17 protein-coding genes are annotated in these 18,259 nt (G+C 52.8%); 16 read left to right on the top strand and 1 reads right to left on the bottom strand.

The annotated features are described in order from the left end of the window. Window positions 1-8 precede the first annotated feature (8 nt). The 16 genes from JKK62_RS05390 to JKK62_RS05315 all read left to right on the top strand — a co-directional run bounded on the left by JKK62_RS05390 (window position 9) and on the right by JKK62_RS05315 (window position 16,995). Window positions 9-2,651 (top strand): FHA domain-containing protein, encoded by a 2,643-nt coding sequence (locus JKK62_RS05390; protein WP_186832915.1) that lies wholly within the window; start codon window positions 9-11, stop codon window positions 2,649-2,651. Between the two features lie 122 nt (window positions 2,652-2,773). Beyond that, window positions 2,774-3,298 (top strand): nitroreductase, encoded by a 525-nt coding sequence (locus tag JKK62_RS05385; protein ID WP_186832916.1) that lies wholly within the window; start codon window positions 2,774-2,776, stop codon window positions 3,296-3,298. Between the two features lie 398 nt (window positions 3,299-3,696). Further along, window positions 3,697-4,983, top strand: a complete 1,287-nt coding sequence (locus tag JKK62_RS05380; protein WP_186832917.1) for an ABC transporter substrate-binding protein — start codon at window positions 3,697-3,699, stop codon at window positions 4,981-4,983. Between the two features lie 66 nt (window positions 4,984-5,049). Further along, window positions 5,050-5,778, top strand: a complete 729-nt coding sequence (locus JKK62_RS05375) for an ABC transporter ATP-binding protein (protein WP_186832918.1) — start codon at window positions 5,050-5,052, stop codon at window positions 5,776-5,778. Continuing rightward, entirely contained in the window at window positions 5,771-6,487 is a 717-nt protein-coding gene (locus tag JKK62_RS05370; protein WP_186832919.1) for an ABC transporter ATP-binding protein, read from the top strand. The genes JKK62_RS05375 and JKK62_RS05370 overlap by 8 nt, the downstream gene beginning before the upstream one ends. A gap of 66 nt (window positions 6,488-6,553) precedes the next feature. After that, window positions 6,554-7,396, top strand: a complete 843-nt coding sequence (locus JKK62_RS05365; protein WP_186832920.1) for a branched-chain amino acid ABC transporter permease — start codon at window positions 6,554-6,556, stop codon at window positions 7,394-7,396. 13 nt (window positions 7,397-7,409) lie between these two features. Then, window positions 7,410-8,441, top strand: coding sequence for a branched-chain amino acid ABC transporter permease (locus JKK62_RS05360; protein WP_186832921.1), 1,032 nt, complete (start codon window positions 7,410-7,412; stop codon window positions 8,439-8,441). 161 nt (window positions 8,442-8,602) lie between these two features. After that, window positions 8,603-9,631 carry a type I glyceraldehyde-3-phosphate dehydrogenase gene (gene gap, locus JKK62_RS05355; RefSeq protein WP_186832922.1) on the top strand — a complete coding sequence of 343 codons (1,029 nt, stop codon included), beginning with the start codon at window positions 8,603-8,605 and terminating at the stop codon, window positions 9,629-9,631. Between the two features lie 248 nt (window positions 9,632-9,879). Further along, the gene (locus JKK62_RS05350) at window positions 9,880-10,788 is read left to right on the top strand and encodes an NAD-dependent epimerase/dehydratase family protein (RefSeq protein ID WP_186832923.1); all 909 of its coding nucleotides are present in this window, start codon (window positions 9,880-9,882) and stop codon (window positions 10,786-10,788) included. Beyond that, complete coding sequence (locus tag JKK62_RS05345; RefSeq protein WP_186832924.1) at window positions 10,785-11,222, top strand: GNAT family N-acetyltransferase; 438 nt, start codon at window positions 10,785-10,787, stop codon at window positions 11,220-11,222. The genes JKK62_RS05350 and JKK62_RS05345 overlap by 4 nt, the downstream gene beginning before the upstream one ends. A gap of 453 nt (window positions 11,223-11,675) precedes the next feature. Then, the gene (locus JKK62_RS05340) at window positions 11,676-12,125 is read left to right on the top strand and encodes a CtsR family transcriptional regulator (RefSeq protein ID WP_243411763.1); all 450 of its coding nucleotides are present in this window, start codon (window positions 11,676-11,678) and stop codon (window positions 12,123-12,125) included. A 150-nt stretch (window positions 12,126-12,275) separates the two neighbouring features. Further along, complete coding sequence (locus tag JKK62_RS05335; RefSeq protein WP_186832926.1) at window positions 12,276-12,794, top strand: UvrB/UvrC motif-containing protein; 519 nt, start codon at window positions 12,276-12,278, stop codon at window positions 12,792-12,794. 2 nt (window positions 12,795-12,796) lie between these two features. Further along, window positions 12,797-13,774 (top strand): protein arginine kinase, encoded by a 978-nt coding sequence (locus JKK62_RS05330; protein WP_186832927.1) that lies wholly within the window; start codon window positions 12,797-12,799, stop codon window positions 13,772-13,774. Between the two features lie 178 nt (window positions 13,775-13,952). Then, entirely contained in the window at window positions 13,953-16,391 is a 2,439-nt protein-coding gene (locus tag JKK62_RS05325) for an ATP-dependent Clp protease ATP-binding subunit (protein ID WP_186832928.1), read from the top strand. A 169-nt stretch (window positions 16,392-16,560) separates the two neighbouring features. Continuing rightward, window positions 16,561-16,734, top strand: a complete 174-nt coding sequence (locus JKK62_RS05320; RefSeq protein ID WP_186832929.1) for a hypothetical protein — start codon at window positions 16,561-16,563, stop codon at window positions 16,732-16,734. Window positions 16,735-16,746: 12 nt separating this feature from the next. Continuing rightward, window positions 16,747-16,995, top strand: a complete 249-nt coding sequence (locus JKK62_RS05315; protein WP_186833038.1) for a spore coat protein — start codon at window positions 16,747-16,749, stop codon at window positions 16,993-16,995. 263 nt (window positions 16,996-17,258) lie between these two features. On the opposite strand, the gene JKK62_RS05310 is transcribed toward JKK62_RS05315, so the two are convergent. Next, a complete protein-coding gene (locus JKK62_RS05310; protein ID WP_186832930.1) occupies window positions 17,259-18,221 on the bottom strand; it encodes an NAD(P)H-dependent glycerol-3-phosphate dehydrogenase in 963 nt (320 codons plus the stop codon). Window positions 18,222-18,259 lie beyond the last annotated feature (38 nt).

Genomic DNA, 18,259 nt, shown 5'->3' with positions numbered 1-18,259 from the left:
ATTTGATTATGCCGATGAGTGAATATGAACTTTCCCTGGTAATGGATGCAAAAAAGGGAAAGAAAAAATCATTTGAAAGGTTATGCGACTCGTTTCACAAGCAGCTCGTCGAAGTGATCGAGGGAGAGCTGTATTCCCGCGATAAGGCTGAGACGATCATCAAAAGTGTGACAGCTAGAGCCAAGACCGAGATCAAACAGATCCAGAATCCCGCGGATTTTGAGCGGATGATCATCAGCTTAACGATCGCGGAATGTGCGAATTATCCGCGCGGCGCCTCCGGCGGTCAGGGCGGAGCGGCTGCTACCAGTTTTTCGGAGCAGAAAAACGATCGTGCACAAGCTCGGATCAATCAGCAGGATTCCCGTAATGCCGTGCCTTACGCCGCATCGGGATTTGCCGGCGGTTCTAACGTGAATGATTACGGTCGTGAGCCGGAGCCGCGCAACGCTTGGAACCGCGCTCCCGAGCGTCGAGAGTCGGAGCCTCGTAACGATTGGAATCGTGCTCCCGAGCGTCGAGATTCTGAGCCGCGTAACGCTTGGAACCGTGCGCCCGAGCGTCGAGAGTCGGAGCCTCGTAATGATTGGAACCGTGCTCCCGAACGTCGAGATTCTGAACCGCGTAACGATTGGAATCGCGCTCCCGAGCGTCAAGAGTCGGAGCCTCGTAATGATTGGAACCGTGCTCCCGAACGTCGAGATTCTGAGTCGCGTAACGATTGGAACCGCGCTCCCGAGCGTCGAGAGCCGGAGCCTCGTAACGATTGGAACCGCGCTCCCGAGCGTCGAGAGCCGGAGCCTCGTAACGATTGGAACCGCGCTCCCGAGCGTCGAGATTCTGAGCCTCGTAACGATTGGAACCGCGCTCCCGAGCGTCGAGAGCCGGAGCCTCGTAATGATTGGAATCGCGCTCCCGAGCGTCGAGAGCCGGAGCCTCGTAATGATTGGAACCGTGCGCCCGAGCGTCGTGAGCCGGAGCCTCGTAATGATTGGAACCGTGCTCCTGCGGATAGAGATGCAGCGAGACCGATCGCTGATAGGAATTATGTCGGTTCCAATTCCGCTCAGCCCGTAATACAGGATAACGTTCCCTTTGCAAGACCGGTCGAGCCTGCTCCGCAGAACAACGTGCCTTTCGCAAAGCCGGTTGAACCTACACCGCAGAACAACGTGCCTTTCGCAAAGCCGGTTGAACCTACACCGCAGAACAACGCGCCTTTCGCAAAGCCTGTTGAACCCACACCGCAGAACAACGCGCCTTTCGCAAAGCCGGTTGAACCCACACCGCAGAACAACGCGTCTTTCGCAAAACCGGCTCAACCCGCAGCGCAGAATAACGCGCCCTTCGCAAAGCCTGTTGAACCCACACCGCAGAACAACGCGCCTTTCGCAAAGCCGGTTCAACCCGCAGCGCAGAATAACGCGCCTTTCGCAAAACCGGCTCAACCCGCAGCGCAGAATAACGCGCCTTTCGCAAAGCCGGTTGAACCCACACCGCAGAACAACGCGCCTTTCGCAAAGCCGGTTGAACCCACACCGCAGAACAACGCGCCTTTCGCAAAGCCTGTTGAACCTGTACCGCAGGACAACGCGCCTTTTGCAAGACCCGTTCAACCCATGCCGCAGAACAATGCGCCTGCGACGCCGTTCAGACCTGTGATGCAAAACAATAACGGAGCTGTTCCTGCCGCCCGCGGCGCTGAGCTGCCACGCGACAGATTTACGACTATGCCGACGGTGTTCCATTCACTGAATATGGGAAACCAAGCGCCTGTTGATAACAGCTCACGTACTCCTGTGCAGAATGTTCCGCAGCAGGGGGTTCGCCAACAACCGCATTATCAGGGTAAATCGGATTTCATCCGGCCTGTGCAGTCCAACCCGTGGTCTATGCCTCAGAATCAGATCGGGGATGACGCTAAAACAGAGCTTTTGATGGGAGATGAAAAGACGGAATTATTGGTCGAAGAGCCCAAGACAGAGTTACTGAGAGAAAGCCCTGTCAGTGCTTCGGATATGGAGCCTAAAACAGAGCTTTTGGTGGAAACAAAGACCGAAAAAATGCCCGAGCCCAAGCCTGAGCCTAAACCCGAGCCCAAGCCTGAGCCTAAACCCGAGCCGAAGCCCGAGCCTAAACCCGAGCCCAAGCCCGAGCCGAAGCCCGAGCCGAAGCCTGAGCCCAAGCCCGAGCCGAAGCCCGAGCCCAAGCCCGAGCCCAAGTCTGAGACCAAGCCCGAGCCCAAAACCGTGCCTGAAGGCGAGCTGCTTTTCAAGCCCGGGGAAGAGACAAATGCGCCTGAGAAAGAAGCGCCAAAGCCGCCTGTGGTCGTCAATACGACGCCCAAGGTCGGTCTGCTTGTATGCACCAAGGGCGAAAATGCCGGCGAGAATTTCAGCCTGATCGCGGGCAGGAACCGCGTCGGTGTTTCCGAGAATTGTGATGTGCGAATCAAGGATGCTTCTTTGACGGATGATTATAATTTTGAGATCGTATACGATGAAAGAAGAGAGAACTTTACACTGGTACCCGGCAAGTTATCGTCGCGTTTGTTCATCAATAATGACTATGTTGACTCGTCGATCTTCTTGCAGCCGCACGATACCCTCCGTACCGGTAATTCCGAATTTTTATTAGTATCGTTCAAATAACAGCGACACAGTATGACCGTTGTGCAAAAGCGCGTCGGTCATACTTTGTTCTTGATGTAGGTTTCTTTTGAGAACGGAGAACGTCGGTTCTCTGCTCGAAGATCGATAGTTAGGAGGAAAACATGACAAACGATGTGTTGAACACCATTCAAAACAGAAGAAGCGTAAAGAAGTTCCTGCCCGACAGCGTTCCTGTCGAAATCGTAGACGCGATCGCAAAAGCGGGATTATATGCCGCCAACGGAATGGGAAAGCAGTCGCCGATCATCCTGGAGATCACCGATAAGTCACTTCGTGACAGGTTGTCGGCTCTGAACGCCTTATATTTTCCGAAGGAGATTGCCGATCCGTTTTACGGTGCTCCGGTCGTATTGGTGGTACTCGCTGACAAAAGCGTGCCGACCTACCTGTATGACGGCAGCTTGGCGATGGGTAATCTGCTGCTTGCCGCACAGTCACTGGGCGTCGGCGCCTGTTGGATCCATCGCGCAAAACAGATGTTTGATTCCGAGGAAGGAAAGAAGATCTTATCGGAACTCGGCGTTGAGGGTGACTATGAGGGCATCGGCAACTGTGTGTTGGGCTATCCCGACGGAGAGCTCAGACCCGCTCCTGAGATCAAAGATCATCGTCTTTTCAAGGCGTGATGACAAAGCCCTGTTGTATCGGCTCACATCCAACACGGCACTTGTCTTTTTGAGAACATGATATGGGTTCGCCGACCTCACGGGGGAACCCGGTTATCGCATATTATAATTCTTATTAAGAATAATATCGACTGTTCAGCCCTCGGGACTTCTGAGGGCTTTTGCGCTATTTATACAAAAAATATCTGTTTAATCCAGTTTCATATTATATACTGTTGACAGAATTTACAAAATATGATATTCTTTTTTTGGCAAAAAAGTGATGTAGCGTTGATGTCGCAGGAACCGTTTGACGGGTTCAATGCGTATAGGTATGGATATAGGGAATGATCCCGGTTCTGATCATCGTATACAAGCTGTATTTGCCGCATGTTTTGGATATAAAAAGGAGAGAGAACATGAAAAAAATCATTGCACTGCTGCTCGTCGGCGTGATGGTTCTGGCGGTGTCTGCCTGCTCGGCGCAGAACGGCGCTTCGTCAGATTCCAAAGCGAAGTCCGGTGACAAGATCAAGATCGGTTACGTCAATCCGACGACCGGTTCGCTTGCCGGAAACGGCGAGGGATGTGAATGGGTCGTCAAACAGATCACCGATTATGTCAAGGATCATCCTATCACCGTAGATGGTAAGGAGAAGGAGATCGAGGTCATCGTATATGACTCCGAGTCCGACCAGAACCGCTGTTCCGAAATGGCGCAAAAGCTCTGTGAAGAGGATGAGATCGACTTGATGGTTGCGATCCAGACCCCGAACACCGTTATTCCCGTGGCGCAGGTCGCCGAGAGATACGGCGTTCCTTGTATCGCGACACAGTCGCCGGTCGATCCGTTGGCACATTCTTTGGATCAATTCAATTGGACATATGATTTCTTCTATGCGCTGGACGAGGTTTATGAATCTCAAAGAGCGCTTTGGACAGCGGCAGGCTACGCGCCCAATTCCGGCGCAAAGGTCGGTTTGTTGTTTGCCAATGACAGCGACGGCACCGCGTGGCATGAGCTGTTCACCCGCAGACTTGCCGAGGATGGGTATACCGTCGTCGATCCCGGCCAGTATCCTTCCGGCACGACTGATTTTACCAATGTAGCCGATACCTTTAAGAAAGAGAAGATCGACGTGATCGCCGGAACAAATATCCCCCCCGATTTCAAAAACTCCTACAGCGCGATCATTTCCGCCGGCGTTGAGGTCGGTGCGGTCACGATGGGTAAATGCGCGCTGCTGCAGAGTGACGTCAACGCGTTGGGAGAACTTGCCGACGGTATCATGACCCAGGTATGGTGGGCGCCCACCAATCCCTTTGTGTCCGATTTGACCGGAATCAACTGTTCCGAGATCAATGAAAAGTATAAGGAAGCTAACGGCACCGTCATGCCTCAGCCCGCCGCGTTTGCCTACGCGGGTCTGGAGCTTGCCGTACAGACCTTTAAGGCTGCCGGTACGACCGACAAGCAGAAGGTCTATGATGCGATCGGGACATTGAAGTGTCAGACGATCGTTGGTTCCGTCGACTATTCCAAGAAGATGGAGGGCTTGCCCTACAGCAGCTCTGTGCTGACCGGCGGTCAGTGGCAGCGTGATGAGAACGGTGAGCTGCAGCTGATCATCATCGATAACAGCCTCTACCCCGATATCCCTGTGACGGGCAAATATAAGGAAGGCAACGCTACTACGAAGAAATAACAAAATGAACAGGCGCCGGGCGTGTCGATAGCGCATATCGATCCTTCCGGCGCTTTTGAGGTATGTATGGGAAATATACTGGAATTCAGACATATCGACGCTGGCTACGGCAGAATACAGATTTTGAACGACTTGTCCTTCTCTGTGGAAGAAGGACAGGTTTTCGGCGTTATCGGACCGAACGGCAGCGGAAAGTCCACAATGTTCAATGCGCTTTTGGGAACCATCCGTCCCACCTCCGGCGCGATCTACTTCGATAACATCGACATCACACGCACACCGCCGCATGTTCGCTGTCGCATGGGATTGGGCAGAACCTTCCAGATCCCCAAGCCTTTTGAAAACATGAGCGTATATGAGAATGTTCTCGTCGCGGCGGTGCACGGTACCGGACAGTCGGAGAAAAAGGCGGGTCATGCCGCCATCGATGTCTTGAAACTGACGGGACTGTATGAGAAACGCGAGATGCTGTCCGGAGAACTGCCCCTGCTTGACCGCAAACGACTGGAGGTAGCCCGCGCGATCGGTACATCGCCGAAGCTGCTGCTGCTCGACGAGGTGGCGGCGGGACTGACCGACGCGGAGGTCAAGGATATGATGCGGTTGGTCAAGGACCTGAAAAACACCGGTTACTCCATTATTTGGATCGAGCATATCATCCAAACGATGCTCGGCTCGACCGATCAGCTGATGTGTATGGCTGAGGGACAGTGTGTGATCACCGGCGATCCGGAAGAGGTCATCAATTCCAAGATCGTTCAAACATTGTATTTGGGGGTGGATGACAGTGAATGACACTTTGCTGAACATCGAAAACCTCAGTGTGAATTACGGGGATTTCATCGCCGTCGAGGACGCCTCGCTCGCTGTAGAAGAGGGTCAGATCATCTCTTTGATCGGTCTTAACGGCGCCGGAAAAACAACGCTGGTATCCTCGGTGATGGGGCTGACAAAGCAAAAATCGGGAAAGGTGTATTTCAACGGTAGCGATATTTCCAACCTGCCGACCGACAAGATCGTCGCGCGCGGCTTATCCCTGATCCCGCAGGGCGGCAGATGCTTCAATCGTATGTCTGTGCAGGATAACCTGTTGATGGGCAGTTTTCCGAAGTCCGCGCGAAAAGGGGCGAAGGAGACGCTCTCTCATATCTATGAGCTGTTTCCTGTATTAAAAGACAAAATGCGCGATCCTGCCGGATCGTTATCCGGCGGTCAGCGACAGATGGTCGCGATCGGAAGAGCGCTGATGGCGCGTCCGAAGTGTCTGATCTTTGATGAGATATCACTGGGGCTTTCTCCCTCGGTCATCAAAGATATCTACAACTGCATCAAAATGATCAACGAGACCGACAAGACCGCTGTGATCCTGATCGAACAGGATACACAGCGCGCGTTGAAAATGTCCGACGTGTTTTACGTCATGCTCAAGGGAAAAACCGTCCTCAGCGGCAAATCCGCCGATGTGGACGCCGATTCGCTCAAAGAAGCGTATTTCGGTATGTGATCCAAGGATCACTGTAGTTAAGCTCACAGAGGAGAAATTTGCTCCCTCTGTCATAGGAAGATGATTATGTATATCTTACAAACGATAATTAACGGATTACTGCTCGGCGGGTACTACGCGCTCATCGGTATCGGTATGACGCTGATACTGGGCATCGTCAAGTTGACCAACCTTGCTCACGGAGAATTCGTGATCATCGGCGCGTATATGGCGTCTGTGATCACGACACAGTTCGGGATCGATCCGATTCTCTCGCTTGTGATCTCTGTGCCGCTGATGTTTTTGATCGGCTTTGTCCTGCAATATGTGCTGATCGGCAACGCGATGAAGAAGGGTCCCGAACCGGCGCTGTTGGTCACCTTTGGATTGTCCATCATCATTATGGACGCACTGCGGATGGGCTTTACGGTCAATGAAAAAAGCATCGCGACGCCTTACAGCACAAAATCCATCACCATCGGCGGGATCAGTATTTCTGTCTTGAATCTGGTTCTGCTGGCGATCAGCTTGATTTCGATCCTGTTGCTGACGATATTCCTCAGCCGTTCCTATGTCGGCAGAGCGATCCGCGCGACGGCGGATGACGCGCAGGCGGCAGCTCTCTCGGGCGTCAACATCAAAAAAGTCTATGCGGTGGCGATGGGCGTATCCATGGCAAGTGCCGCGGTCGCCGGATTATGCGTCGGAATGAAATCGACCTTCAATCCTACCTCGGGCGGCGCGTATCTCTCGACCGCGTTCGTCGTCGTGGTGATCGGCGGAATGGGAAGCATCCCGGGTACGCTGATCGCCGGATTCATTTTCGGCCTGGCACAGGTCATCGGCGGCGCGAGCTACGGACAGCTGATCAGTTATATCATGCTTTTGGCAGTCTTGGTGTTCAAGCCAAAGGGAATTTTAGGAAAATAGGGGAGGGGTCAAAATGAAAAAAAAGAAGTTTACGCCCTCCCATGTCAAGGTGTTGGATTCACCGCCGATGCTGATCATCTGCGTTGTTTTAGTGGTCGCGTTATATATCGGGTGCTTTACCGGACTGATTTCCAATAAAACGATGCGTTATCTGGTTCAGATCTTTTTGTACATCACCATGGGCGAGATGTGGAACCTGTTGTCCGGATATGCCGGTATGACCAGCCTCGGTCAGCAGTTGTATATCGGTTTGGCGGGATACAGTATCGCGATGGCGACCTCTCCGAAATTCGGGTTGCCGCTGTTTGGCGCGCTGTTATTGGGAGCGGGCATTTGTGTTGTCGTATCCTTGTTTATGTCGCTGATCCTGTTCCGGTTGGAGGGAATGTACTTCTCGATCGCTACACTGGTTGCGGCAGAGGCGTTCTCAATGTGGTTTTTCTCATGGGACTTTGTCGGTAAAGGCGCGGGTCTGACGATCCGTGTCTCACCCTATCCGAAGATTCAGGAGATCTGCGTTCTCGCTTTGACGATCTGTGTGGTCGCGCTGGTGCTTGTCTACTGTTTGTTGCGGACCCGTGTCGGTCTGGGACTGACCGCGATGCGCGACGATATCACCGCGGCGTCATCTGTCGGCGTCAACATTTTCAGCCACAAGCTGCTCGTCTATGTGATAGCGGCATTCTTTATCGCACTGTCGGGCGGTATCTTCTTTGTCAACAAAGGCACGATCTATCCCGACTCGGGGTTCGACATCAGCTGGACGATCTCCATGGTCTTTATTGCAATCATCGGCGGCACCGGCACCATGAGCGGTCCCATCATCGGTGCGATCATTTATGTCTTTCTTAATGAGAAGCTGGCGGATTTTCCGGGATGGTCCAATATCATCCTCGGCGCGATCACGATTCTGGTGATCCTGTTTCTTCCCAACGGTATCATGGGAACCCTGCAAAAGAAATTGCACTTTGAGATATTCTCTTCAAAGCGGTTTTCTTTCAAGTTGAAAAAACCGTCAAAGGCGTCTGAAAAACCTTCTGCATAAGTTCATGATGACAGCCAAGACCCAAATCAAGGGTTTTGGCTGTATTTTTTATCTTGTTTTAGTATATTTTTCAAAAATACACCTTGATTTCATGTGGTGTTTGTAGTAAAATAACAATGATGTAACAATTACATTTAAACTAATTCTTAGGAGGAATTATTATGTCAGTAAAAGTTGCTATTAACGGCTTCGGTCGTATCGGCCGTCTGGCTTTCCGTCAGATGTTCGGTGCTGAGGGTTATGAGGTAGTTGCGATCAACGACCTGACCAACCCTGCCATGCTCGCAAACCTGCTGAAGTATGATACTGCTCAGAAGGGCTATTGCGGCGTTATCGGTGAAGGTCTGCACACTGTAGAGGCAGGCGAGAACTCCATTATCGTTGACGGTAAGGAGATCACCATTTATGCCGAGGCTGACGCCAGCAAGCTGCCCTGGGGCGAGATCGGCGTAGACGTAGTTCTCGAGTGCACCGGTTTCTACTGCTCCAAGGACAAGTCCATGGCTCACATCAACGCAGGCGCGAAGAAGGTCGTTATCTCTGCTCCCGCAGGCAAAGACCTCAAGACCATCGTATTCAGCGTTAACGAGGACACTCTGACCGCTGACGATCAGATCATCTCTGCTGCTTCCTGCACCACCAACTGCTTAGCTCCCATGGCTAACACTCTGAACAAGTACGCTCCCATCCAGACCGGTATCATGTGCACTGTTCACGCTTACACCGGCGACCAGATGATCCTCGACGGTCCTCATCGTAAGGGCGACATGAGAAGAGCTCGCGCGGGCGCTGCGAACATCGTTCCCAACTCCACCGGCGCTGCTAAGGCGATCGGCCTGGTTATCCCCGAGCTGAACGGCAAGCTCATCGGCGCTGCTCAGCGTGTTCCTGTTCCGACAGGCTCCACCACCATCCTGACCGCTGTTGTCAAGGGTGACGACGTAACCGTAGAGGGCATCAATGCCGCTATGAAGGCTGCCGCTTCTGACAGCTTCGGTTACAACGAGGATCCGATCGTTTCTTCCGATGTTATCGGTATGCGCTTCGGTTCTCTGTTCGATGCTACCCAGACCATGGTTTCTCCCATCGGCGACGGTCTGTATGAGGTTCAGGTAGTTTCTTGGTATGACAACGAGAACTCCTACACTTCTCAGATGGTTCGCACCATTAAGTATTTTGCTGAGCTGTAATCCTATCATATAGGTTACACTCTGCGCTGAGGTGAAGCGTTCTGTTTGAGAATCCGGCTTACGGGATGATTTGCCAAAGCAATATATTTGCCAAATCGCGGCTGTACCACACGGTGCAGCCGCTTTGTGCGTTTATCGATAGTCATTGCGAGGGCTTTAGCCCGTGGCAATCTCATCCGATAGTCGAGGTTGAAATCTCTGCCGCTTTGTAGTAAGATAAAGCTGATCTGAGCTTACGGAGGTGTCATATGAAGATTTTGATTACCGGCGGCACGACCTTTGTCAGCAGGTATGCTGCTGAATACTTTGTTGCCAAAGGGAATGATGTTGTTGTACTCAATCGCGGCAGCAGAGAACAGGTGGACGGCGTCACTCATATCCAATGTGACAGGCTTCAGCCGGGCGATGAACTGAAAGGATCATTCTTTGACCTTGTTCTTGATATCACGGCTTATACACAGAAACATATCCAAGCGCTCCTTGATGCGGACATAGCCTTCGGAGATTATATTTTCATCAGCTCCAGTGCGGTCTACCCCGAGACGAATCCCCAACCCTTTACCGAGAAACAATCCTGTGGCGCCAACTCCGTTTGGGGTGATTACGGGATGAATAAGCTGAATGCGGAGCGGTATTTACAAGCGCACGTGCCCGGTGCGTACATCCTTCGCCCGCCGTATTTTTACGGAATCTATGACAATCTCTACCGAGAGGCATTTCCGTTTGACTGCGCGATGCGGGACAGACCGTTTTATCTGCCGCAGAACGGTGACATGAAATTGCAGTTTTTCCATGTTGCCGATCTCTGCCGATTTATCGAAATCCTGATAGAAAAGCACCCCGAAAATCACGTGTTCAATGTCGGCAACATGGACATAGTAACCATTAAGGAATGGGTCGAGCTATGCTATCAGGCAGTCGGCAAAACCCCTGAATTTGTCAGCGTGGGCAAAGAGATCCCGCAGAGAGATTATTTCTGCTTTTATGATTATGAATACGTGCTTGACGTCAGCAAGCAAACCGAGTTGATGTCCGATACCATTCCTCTCGATCAGGGCTTGCAAGAGGAATTTGAGTGGTACAGGGATAACCCCGACAGCATCTATAACCGCAAGCCGTATATGGAGTTTATTGATAAAGAGTTGGTGAAGAAATGAAAGTCAGAGAAATCAAAGAAAACGAATTAAGCGATCTGCTCGAATTATATACCCATCTGCATGAGCTTGGTGTGCCCGAAAACAGCGAGCATTTACAAAACACTTGGTCTGTAATATGTCGTGATGGGAATCATCATATCATCGTTTGCGAAGTTGACGGCAAGCTCGTTTCATCCTGTGTGTGCGTGATTATCCCGAATCTGACACGGAATATCCGTCCGTATGCATTTATCGAAAATGTTGTTACCCACGCCGATTACAGAGGAAAGGGTTACGCAACCGCCTGTCTGAATCATGCAAAAGATGTGGCAATCAAGGCGAATTGCTATAAGATGATGCTGCTCACGAGCTCGAAAACCGAAAGCACACTGAATTTCTATAAACGGGCAGGCTACAACTGCACGGATAAAACAGCATTTATACAATGGATGTAGCTGATGCATATCGGGAGGGCAAGGCGAGTAGATTGCAATAACATATTCTAAATTGAAAAAACAAGGCGCAAATCGCTCTGTGGAAGGAACATCCTTTTTGCGGAGCGATTTTTCTAATGAAGAATGATAGGTCTATTTTTGAACAATTTGTGAATATTTGATTTTGACCTTGACTTTCTTTGACCAATGGTTTACAATATAGTCAAGGTCAGAAAAGGACAAAGAGCCTTCCCCTTGAGGGGAAGGTGGGCAAATTACCGACTGAGGTAATTTGGTCGGATGAGGTGGATCCTTCCCGCTTGATCAACTCAAGGTATAGATCAAAGGCACTTCCGCTTCATCTGTCACTTCAACAGTTCCCGTGTGTCCGCCGTTGATGTGGATTAAAACACGATCTGCATGAAAGAAGGCGGAATAAATGCACACGTGCAGAGAAGAGGACTAAAAATGCGTATGAGCGATTTGGTTGCGCAGTATATCAAGGATATACTCGAGCAACAGGACGGCGAGGCAGAGATCAAACGAAATGAGCTGGCGACCACCCTCGGGTGTGTGCCCAGTCAGATCAACTACGTGATCACCTCGCGATTTACTCCCGAGCAGGGCTACATCGTCGAGTCCCGCAGAGGAGGCGGCGGATACATCCGCATCACCCGCATCAACACCACCCGCGGCGGCGCGATCATGCACATCGTCAATTCCATCGGCAACGCGCTGGATAAGGCGACGGCAGAGATCATGCTCGACAATATGCTGACGCGCGGTATCATCGACAGACGCACCGCAAGGCTGATGGCGGCGGCACTGGGCGAGCGAGCCTATCTCAGCGTCCCCCAGCAGTACCGCGACGCGATCCGCGCCACCGTATTCAAAAATATGCTTCTCACACTTCTCGACACATAAGTGTCAAGGTATATGATAAACTGAAAAAAGAGAGCGGTGGCGTTTGATGAAGTGAAATCAAGAATCAGGTGAGGACAGCGTCCTCCCTCAACCGTTCACCGTTCACCGTTCACCATTCACCGCGCCAACGGCGCCAAAGGAGGATTTACCATGTTATGTCAACACTGCAAAAAGAATGAAGCTACCACCCATGTCAAGACGATGGTCAACGGCAAATATGCCGAATACCGGCTCTGTCCGGAATGTGCCCATGAACTCGGGTACGATTCGATGTTCACCGATTTTTCCGCTGATTTCGGCGGACTGCTTTCGAGCTTTTTCTCGAACGCGCTTCCCGCGATCTCCGGCGCGACTCACTGCGATACCTGCGGCAGCACCCTCAACGATATCAAGCGTACCGGCAAGGTCGGATGCGCCGACTGCTACGATACGTTTTTCAGCGAGCTGATGCCCACCATCCGCAACGTCCACGGAAACACCGAGCATAAGGGTAAACGCCCCGGCGTGATCGAGTACACCGTGAACGAGGAAGAAAACAAGTCGGACAACGACGCGTCTTCCGAGGATAAGATCGGCACCCTACGCGCTCAGCTCAAAGAGGCGATCGAAAAAGAAAACTTCGAGCGCGCGGCACAGCTGCGTGACGAGATCAAAGGATTGGAGGGATAACGATGAGTGAAGCTGTTGTATCGACCAGAATTCGTCTGGCACGTAATCTCAAAGAATATCCGTTCCCGATCCGACTCTCCGCTGACAAAGCGCGTGAGATCGTCGATAGGGTAGGGGAGGCGCTCAAGGATTGCGAGATCAAGTTCCACCGCATCGATCTCAACAATATCCCCGATACCATCCGCGTGGCGATGATCGAACGCCACCTCGTCAGCCCCGATTTTATCAGCGAGCAGGATGGACGCGCGGTCTATCTCAGCGACGATAACACCGTATCCATCATGGTCAATGAGGAGGATCACATCCGCCTGCAGGTCATCAAGGACGGCTTTGAGCTGAAAGAGGCGTACGCGCTGGCGGATCAAATCGATAATATTCTTTCAAAGAAATTAAACTTCGCGTTCCACGAGCGTCTCGGCTACCTGACCCAGTGCCCCACCAACCTCGGTACGGGTATGCGCGCGTCGGTGATGCTCCATCTCCCGGCGCTCCGGATGACCGGCGTCGTCAACAGTATCGGCGCGAACCTCAGCAAGCTCGGTCTGACGATGCGCGGACTGTACGGCGAGAGCTCCAAGCCTGCGGGCGCGTTCTATCAGCTCTCCAATCAGGTTACCCTCGGCATCTCCGAGAAAGCGGCGATCGATAATTTGCAGAATATCACCACCCAGCTGATCGCGCAGGAGATGCGCTCCCGCGAAAATCTGCTGAACGATATCGAGGTGCAGGATAAAATCCACCGCGCTCTCGGCATCCTCAAAAGCGCGATGCTGATGGATCACAGCGAGGCGATGCGTCTGCTGTCACTGGTACGACTGGGTGTGAGCGAAAAGAAGCTCGAAACCCTCTCGACCGACAGCATCGATAAGCTGATCGTCGAGATCCAGCCCGCGTCGATCATGACGCGTTACGGCGACGATATGAGCCCGCGAGACCGCGATATCAAACGCGCAAGTATATTACGCGAAAGATTCGCGTAACAGTGATCAGTGGTCAGTGACCGGTGATCAGTAGAATGTAATGATAACTATTCAATTATTTGTTTCGTTATTTGATACTTGTATTTTGATAGCAGCAGATTACTTTTAGATTACTGTATGGATAATAACAACTGACCACTGACCACTGGTCACTGGTCACTAAAAGGAGGTAAGGTATATGAAATACACATTCAAAGGCTTTACGGAAAAAGCAAACAAGGCGCTGAATCTGGCGATTGAAAGCGCCGAAAACCTCGGTCAAACCTATATCGGTTCCGAGCATATCCTCTTGGGTCTGTGCAAGGAAAACAGCGGCGTCGCATATACCGCGCTGCGTGACAGCGGCGTTACCGCCGAAAAGTTAGAGGCGATGATGGACAGCAACAACGGCACCGTCGCCCTGACTCCGAATGATTTTACGCCGCGCACCAAGCGCGTGATGCAGACCGCCGTGATGTATTCGGCACGCACCGGTTCCGGCTATGTTGGCACCGAGCATCTGTTGATCGCCCTGTTGTCCGACCGCGACAGCTACGCGATCCGTTATCTGCGCGCTCTCGGCGTTACCCCTCAGACCATCGCCGACCATATGAGCGCGAATCTTGAGAATGAACAGCAAAACGGCTTTGAGAACAACGGCGCTTCGTCCGGTGACGGCGAAAGCAAGGCGCTCGACAGCTTCTCTCGCGATCTGACCAAGGCGGCGAAAAACGGCGAGATCGACCCCGTCATCGGCAGGGATGAAGAGATACGCCGTATCATCCAGATCCTCTCCCGCCGTACCAAGAACAACCCCTGCCTGATCGGTGAGCCCGGCGTCGGCAAGACCGCGATCGCCGAAGGTCTGGCGCTGAAGATTGCCAACGGCGAGGTGCCTGAGCACCTGCGCGACAAGCGCGTGGTAGCGCTCGATCTCACCGGTATGGTCGCGGGCACCAAGTACCGCGGCGAATTCGAGGATCGCATCAAGAACGCGATCGACGAGGTCAAAAAGAGCAAGAACATCATCCTCTTTATCGACGAGCTGCATACCATCATCGGCGCGGGCGCGGCGGAAGGCAGTGCCGACGCGGCAAACATCCTCAAGCCCTCACTGGCACGCGGCGACTTCCAGGTCATCGGCGCAACGACCCTCGAGGAGTACCGCAAGTATATCGAGAAGGACGCCGCTTTGGAGCGTCGTTTCCAGCCTGTCAAGGTCGGTGAGCCGAGCGAGGAGGACGCGATCGAGATCCTCAAGGGTCTGCGCGACCGCTATGAAGCCCATCACAAGGTCAAGATCTCCGATGAGGCGATCGAGGCGGCTGTCACGCTCAGCTCCCGCTATATCGCCGACCGCTATCTGCCCGACAAGGCGATCGATCTGGTCGACGAGGCGGCTTCCAAGGTGCGCCTGAGTGCTTTGACCTATCCGAACGAGATCAAGGATCTTGAAGCGGAACTCGAACAGCTCGAAAGCGAAAAGACCGCCGCGATCAGCGAGCAGGATTTTGAGCGTGCGGCACAGCTGCGCGACGAGCAAAAGAACATTTCCGAACAGCTCGAAAAAGCAAAATCGGGTTGGGAGGAGAGCACCAAGGAGAGCGACCATGAGGTCAGCGCCGAGGACATCGCCGCGATCGTATCCGCATGGACGAACATCCCCGTTGTTGAGCTGACGCGTGAGGAATCCGATCGCCTGCTCAATATGGAAAAGATCCTGCATGAGCGTGTGATCGGTCAGGATGAAGCGGTTTCAGCCGTTTCCAGAGCGATCCGCCGCGGCAGAGTCGGCATCAAGGATCCCAAGCGTCCTACCGGCTCCTTCATCTTCCTCGGCCCCACCGGCGTCGGTAAGACAGAGCTTTGCAAGGCGCTGGCACAGGCAATGTTCGGCGACGAGAACGCCATGCTCCGCCTCGATATGAGCGAGTATATGGAGAAGCACACGGTATCTCGTCTGGTCGGTTCACCTCCCGGCTATGTCGGCTACGACGAGGGCGGTCAGCTGACCGAAGCGGTGCGCCGCAAGCCCTATTCGGTGGTTCTCTTTGACGAGATCGAAAAAGCGCATCCCGATGTGTTCAATATGCTCCTGCAGATCCTCGAGGACGGTCGTTTGACGGACAGTCAGGGTCGCACGGTCGACTTCAAGAACACCATCATCATCATGACCTCGAACGTCGGCGCGCGCAAGATTACCGAGAACGCGGGCGTTCTGGGATTCAATAATAACGCTGACGACAGCAGAAAAGACGTCGACGTCCGCGAGCTGGTGATGAGCGAGCTCAAGCAGGTGTTCCGTCCCGAGTTCCTCAACCGTGTGGACGATATCATCGTGTTCAATAAGCTCACCAAGCCCGAGATCGAACAAATCGCGAGATTGATGCTGAACACGCTCACCAAGCGTCTGGAGTCGCTCGGCGTGACGATCACCTTCACCGATAAGGCGGTCGAGAAGATCGCTGACGAGGGCTTTGACGATACCTACGGCGCGCGTCCCCTGCGCCGCGCGATCGTCACCAACATCGAGGATAAGCTCAGTGAGCGGATGCTCGAGCCCGACTTCGACAGCACCAAGCCGATCACCTGCGATCACGACGGCGAACAATTCACGTTTAATTCCGCAGAAGAATAATGTCTTTACGGATTGTCATTGCGAGGAGCGGACGCGCGCGTCGGCGGCGTGGCAATCTCAACCAAGGCGGCACGACTGTAACAGGTCGTGCCGCCGATTTTTTGTAAACAGGAATATTCTTTTTCATCTTGCTCATACTATCATTACCAAATCAAACGGAGGTAATGATATGACCGATAAAGAGTTGCTCTATATCGAGGACGCCCTCGGACATGAGCAGTATTTTCAACAGAAGTGTAAGGAAACCGCCCAAAATCTCAGCGATCCTGAGCTGAAAACCTGCGTAGAGGATCTGACCACCCGCCATTCCCGGATCTTCGACCGCTTCTATTCACTGCTGTAAGGAGGAACCATGATGGATGATAAGAACCTGATGCAAAACCTGCTGATGCTCGAAAAGGGCTGCTGTGACCTGTACCTGCACGGCGCGGTCGAATCCGCGACACAGAACGTGCTCGGCGCGTTCAACTCCGCGCTCGACGACTCCCTGTCCATGCAGGATGAGATCTATACCAAGATGACGAACAAGGGCTGGTACAATGTCTGTGATGTCGAGCAGACCAAGATCGACCAACTCAAACAGAAGTTCGCGACCGCACAGTAAAAAGCGCAACAATCATTCTGTCATTGCGAAGCCCGAAGCCTCTCGGTTAGAGAGGTGCCTCGAAGAGGCAGGCTGTGGCAATCCCCTTGTCGGAGAAATCGCTTGCAGTGAAGTCTCGCTTAATGGGATTGCTACGGGTGACATGCGTGTCGAGCTCTTAAAATGACGATGATGAAAAAAACAACGGCTGTCTGAAAGATCAGACAGCCGTTCTTGTGTTGTTATAAAGAAATATAATTCCAATTAAGAATTCTAATACAGAATTAAAACTCTTCTTTGATCGAGCGAGTGAAGAGGGCGGAGAGTTCCTCCTTGGCACTGCTGTTTTCAAACAGGATCCGATAGACGGCGGTGGTGATCGGCAGATCGACGCCGAGCTGTTCGCCGAGTCGGAGCATCGCCTTGCTGGTCATCACACCCTCGGCGAGCTTCTCGAATTTCTCGCCCTTGATGAACATTTCGCCGAAGCGTCTGTTATGGCTCCACGGAGAGAACAGGGTCGCTTCGTAGTCGCCTAAGTGGCACAGTCCGTAGGCGGAGAGCTCGTTGCCGCCGGCGGCCTTGATCAGCCTTGCGACCTCGCGCGTACCGCGTGCCATCAAAGCGCCCTTGATGGAGGTGCAGCCCGCTCCGTCGAGCATACCCGCGGCGATACCGACGACATTCTTTGCCGCCGCGCCGATCTCGGAACCGATCAGATCGGTGCCCAGATAGAAGCGGATCAGCTCGCTGTTGAAGCTATGTACCAGCTTGCTTTTGACTTCCTCGTTCTCGGAGTCGATGACCATGCAGTTCGGGATGCCCTTGACATAGTCCTGCGGATGACCGGGACCGACCCATACGGCGACAGGCGTTTTATCGGTATCCACAAAGTCGCCCACGACCTGCGTCAGACGCTTGCCGGTGCTTTCCTCGATACCCTTCATGCACAGCACGATGATCTTGCCGTCAAGATCATATTGCGTGATGGTCTGCATATAGTCGCGCAGATACTGCGCGGAGATAGAGATCACGATCACCTCGGCGCGCTCGATGGCGAATTGGTGGTCATAGGTGACGGTGATGCTCTCGGGGTAGGTGAGATAGTCGTTATGATGGGTTTTGAGGAGCTGTTGCAGTTCGGGGGCGTTTTCGAGTCCGCAGGATACCACCTCGTGACCAATGCGGTCGAGGTACCACGCGATACAGCTGCCCCAGCGTCCGCAGCCTAAAACAGAAATCTTCATATTTATCTCCTTCAAATTGGTTAGATGTGAAAAAGCCT

The sequence above is a fragment of the Ruminococcus difficilis genome, from assembly GCF_016680995.1.
This window is presented reverse-complemented; position numbering and strand designations above follow the sequence as displayed.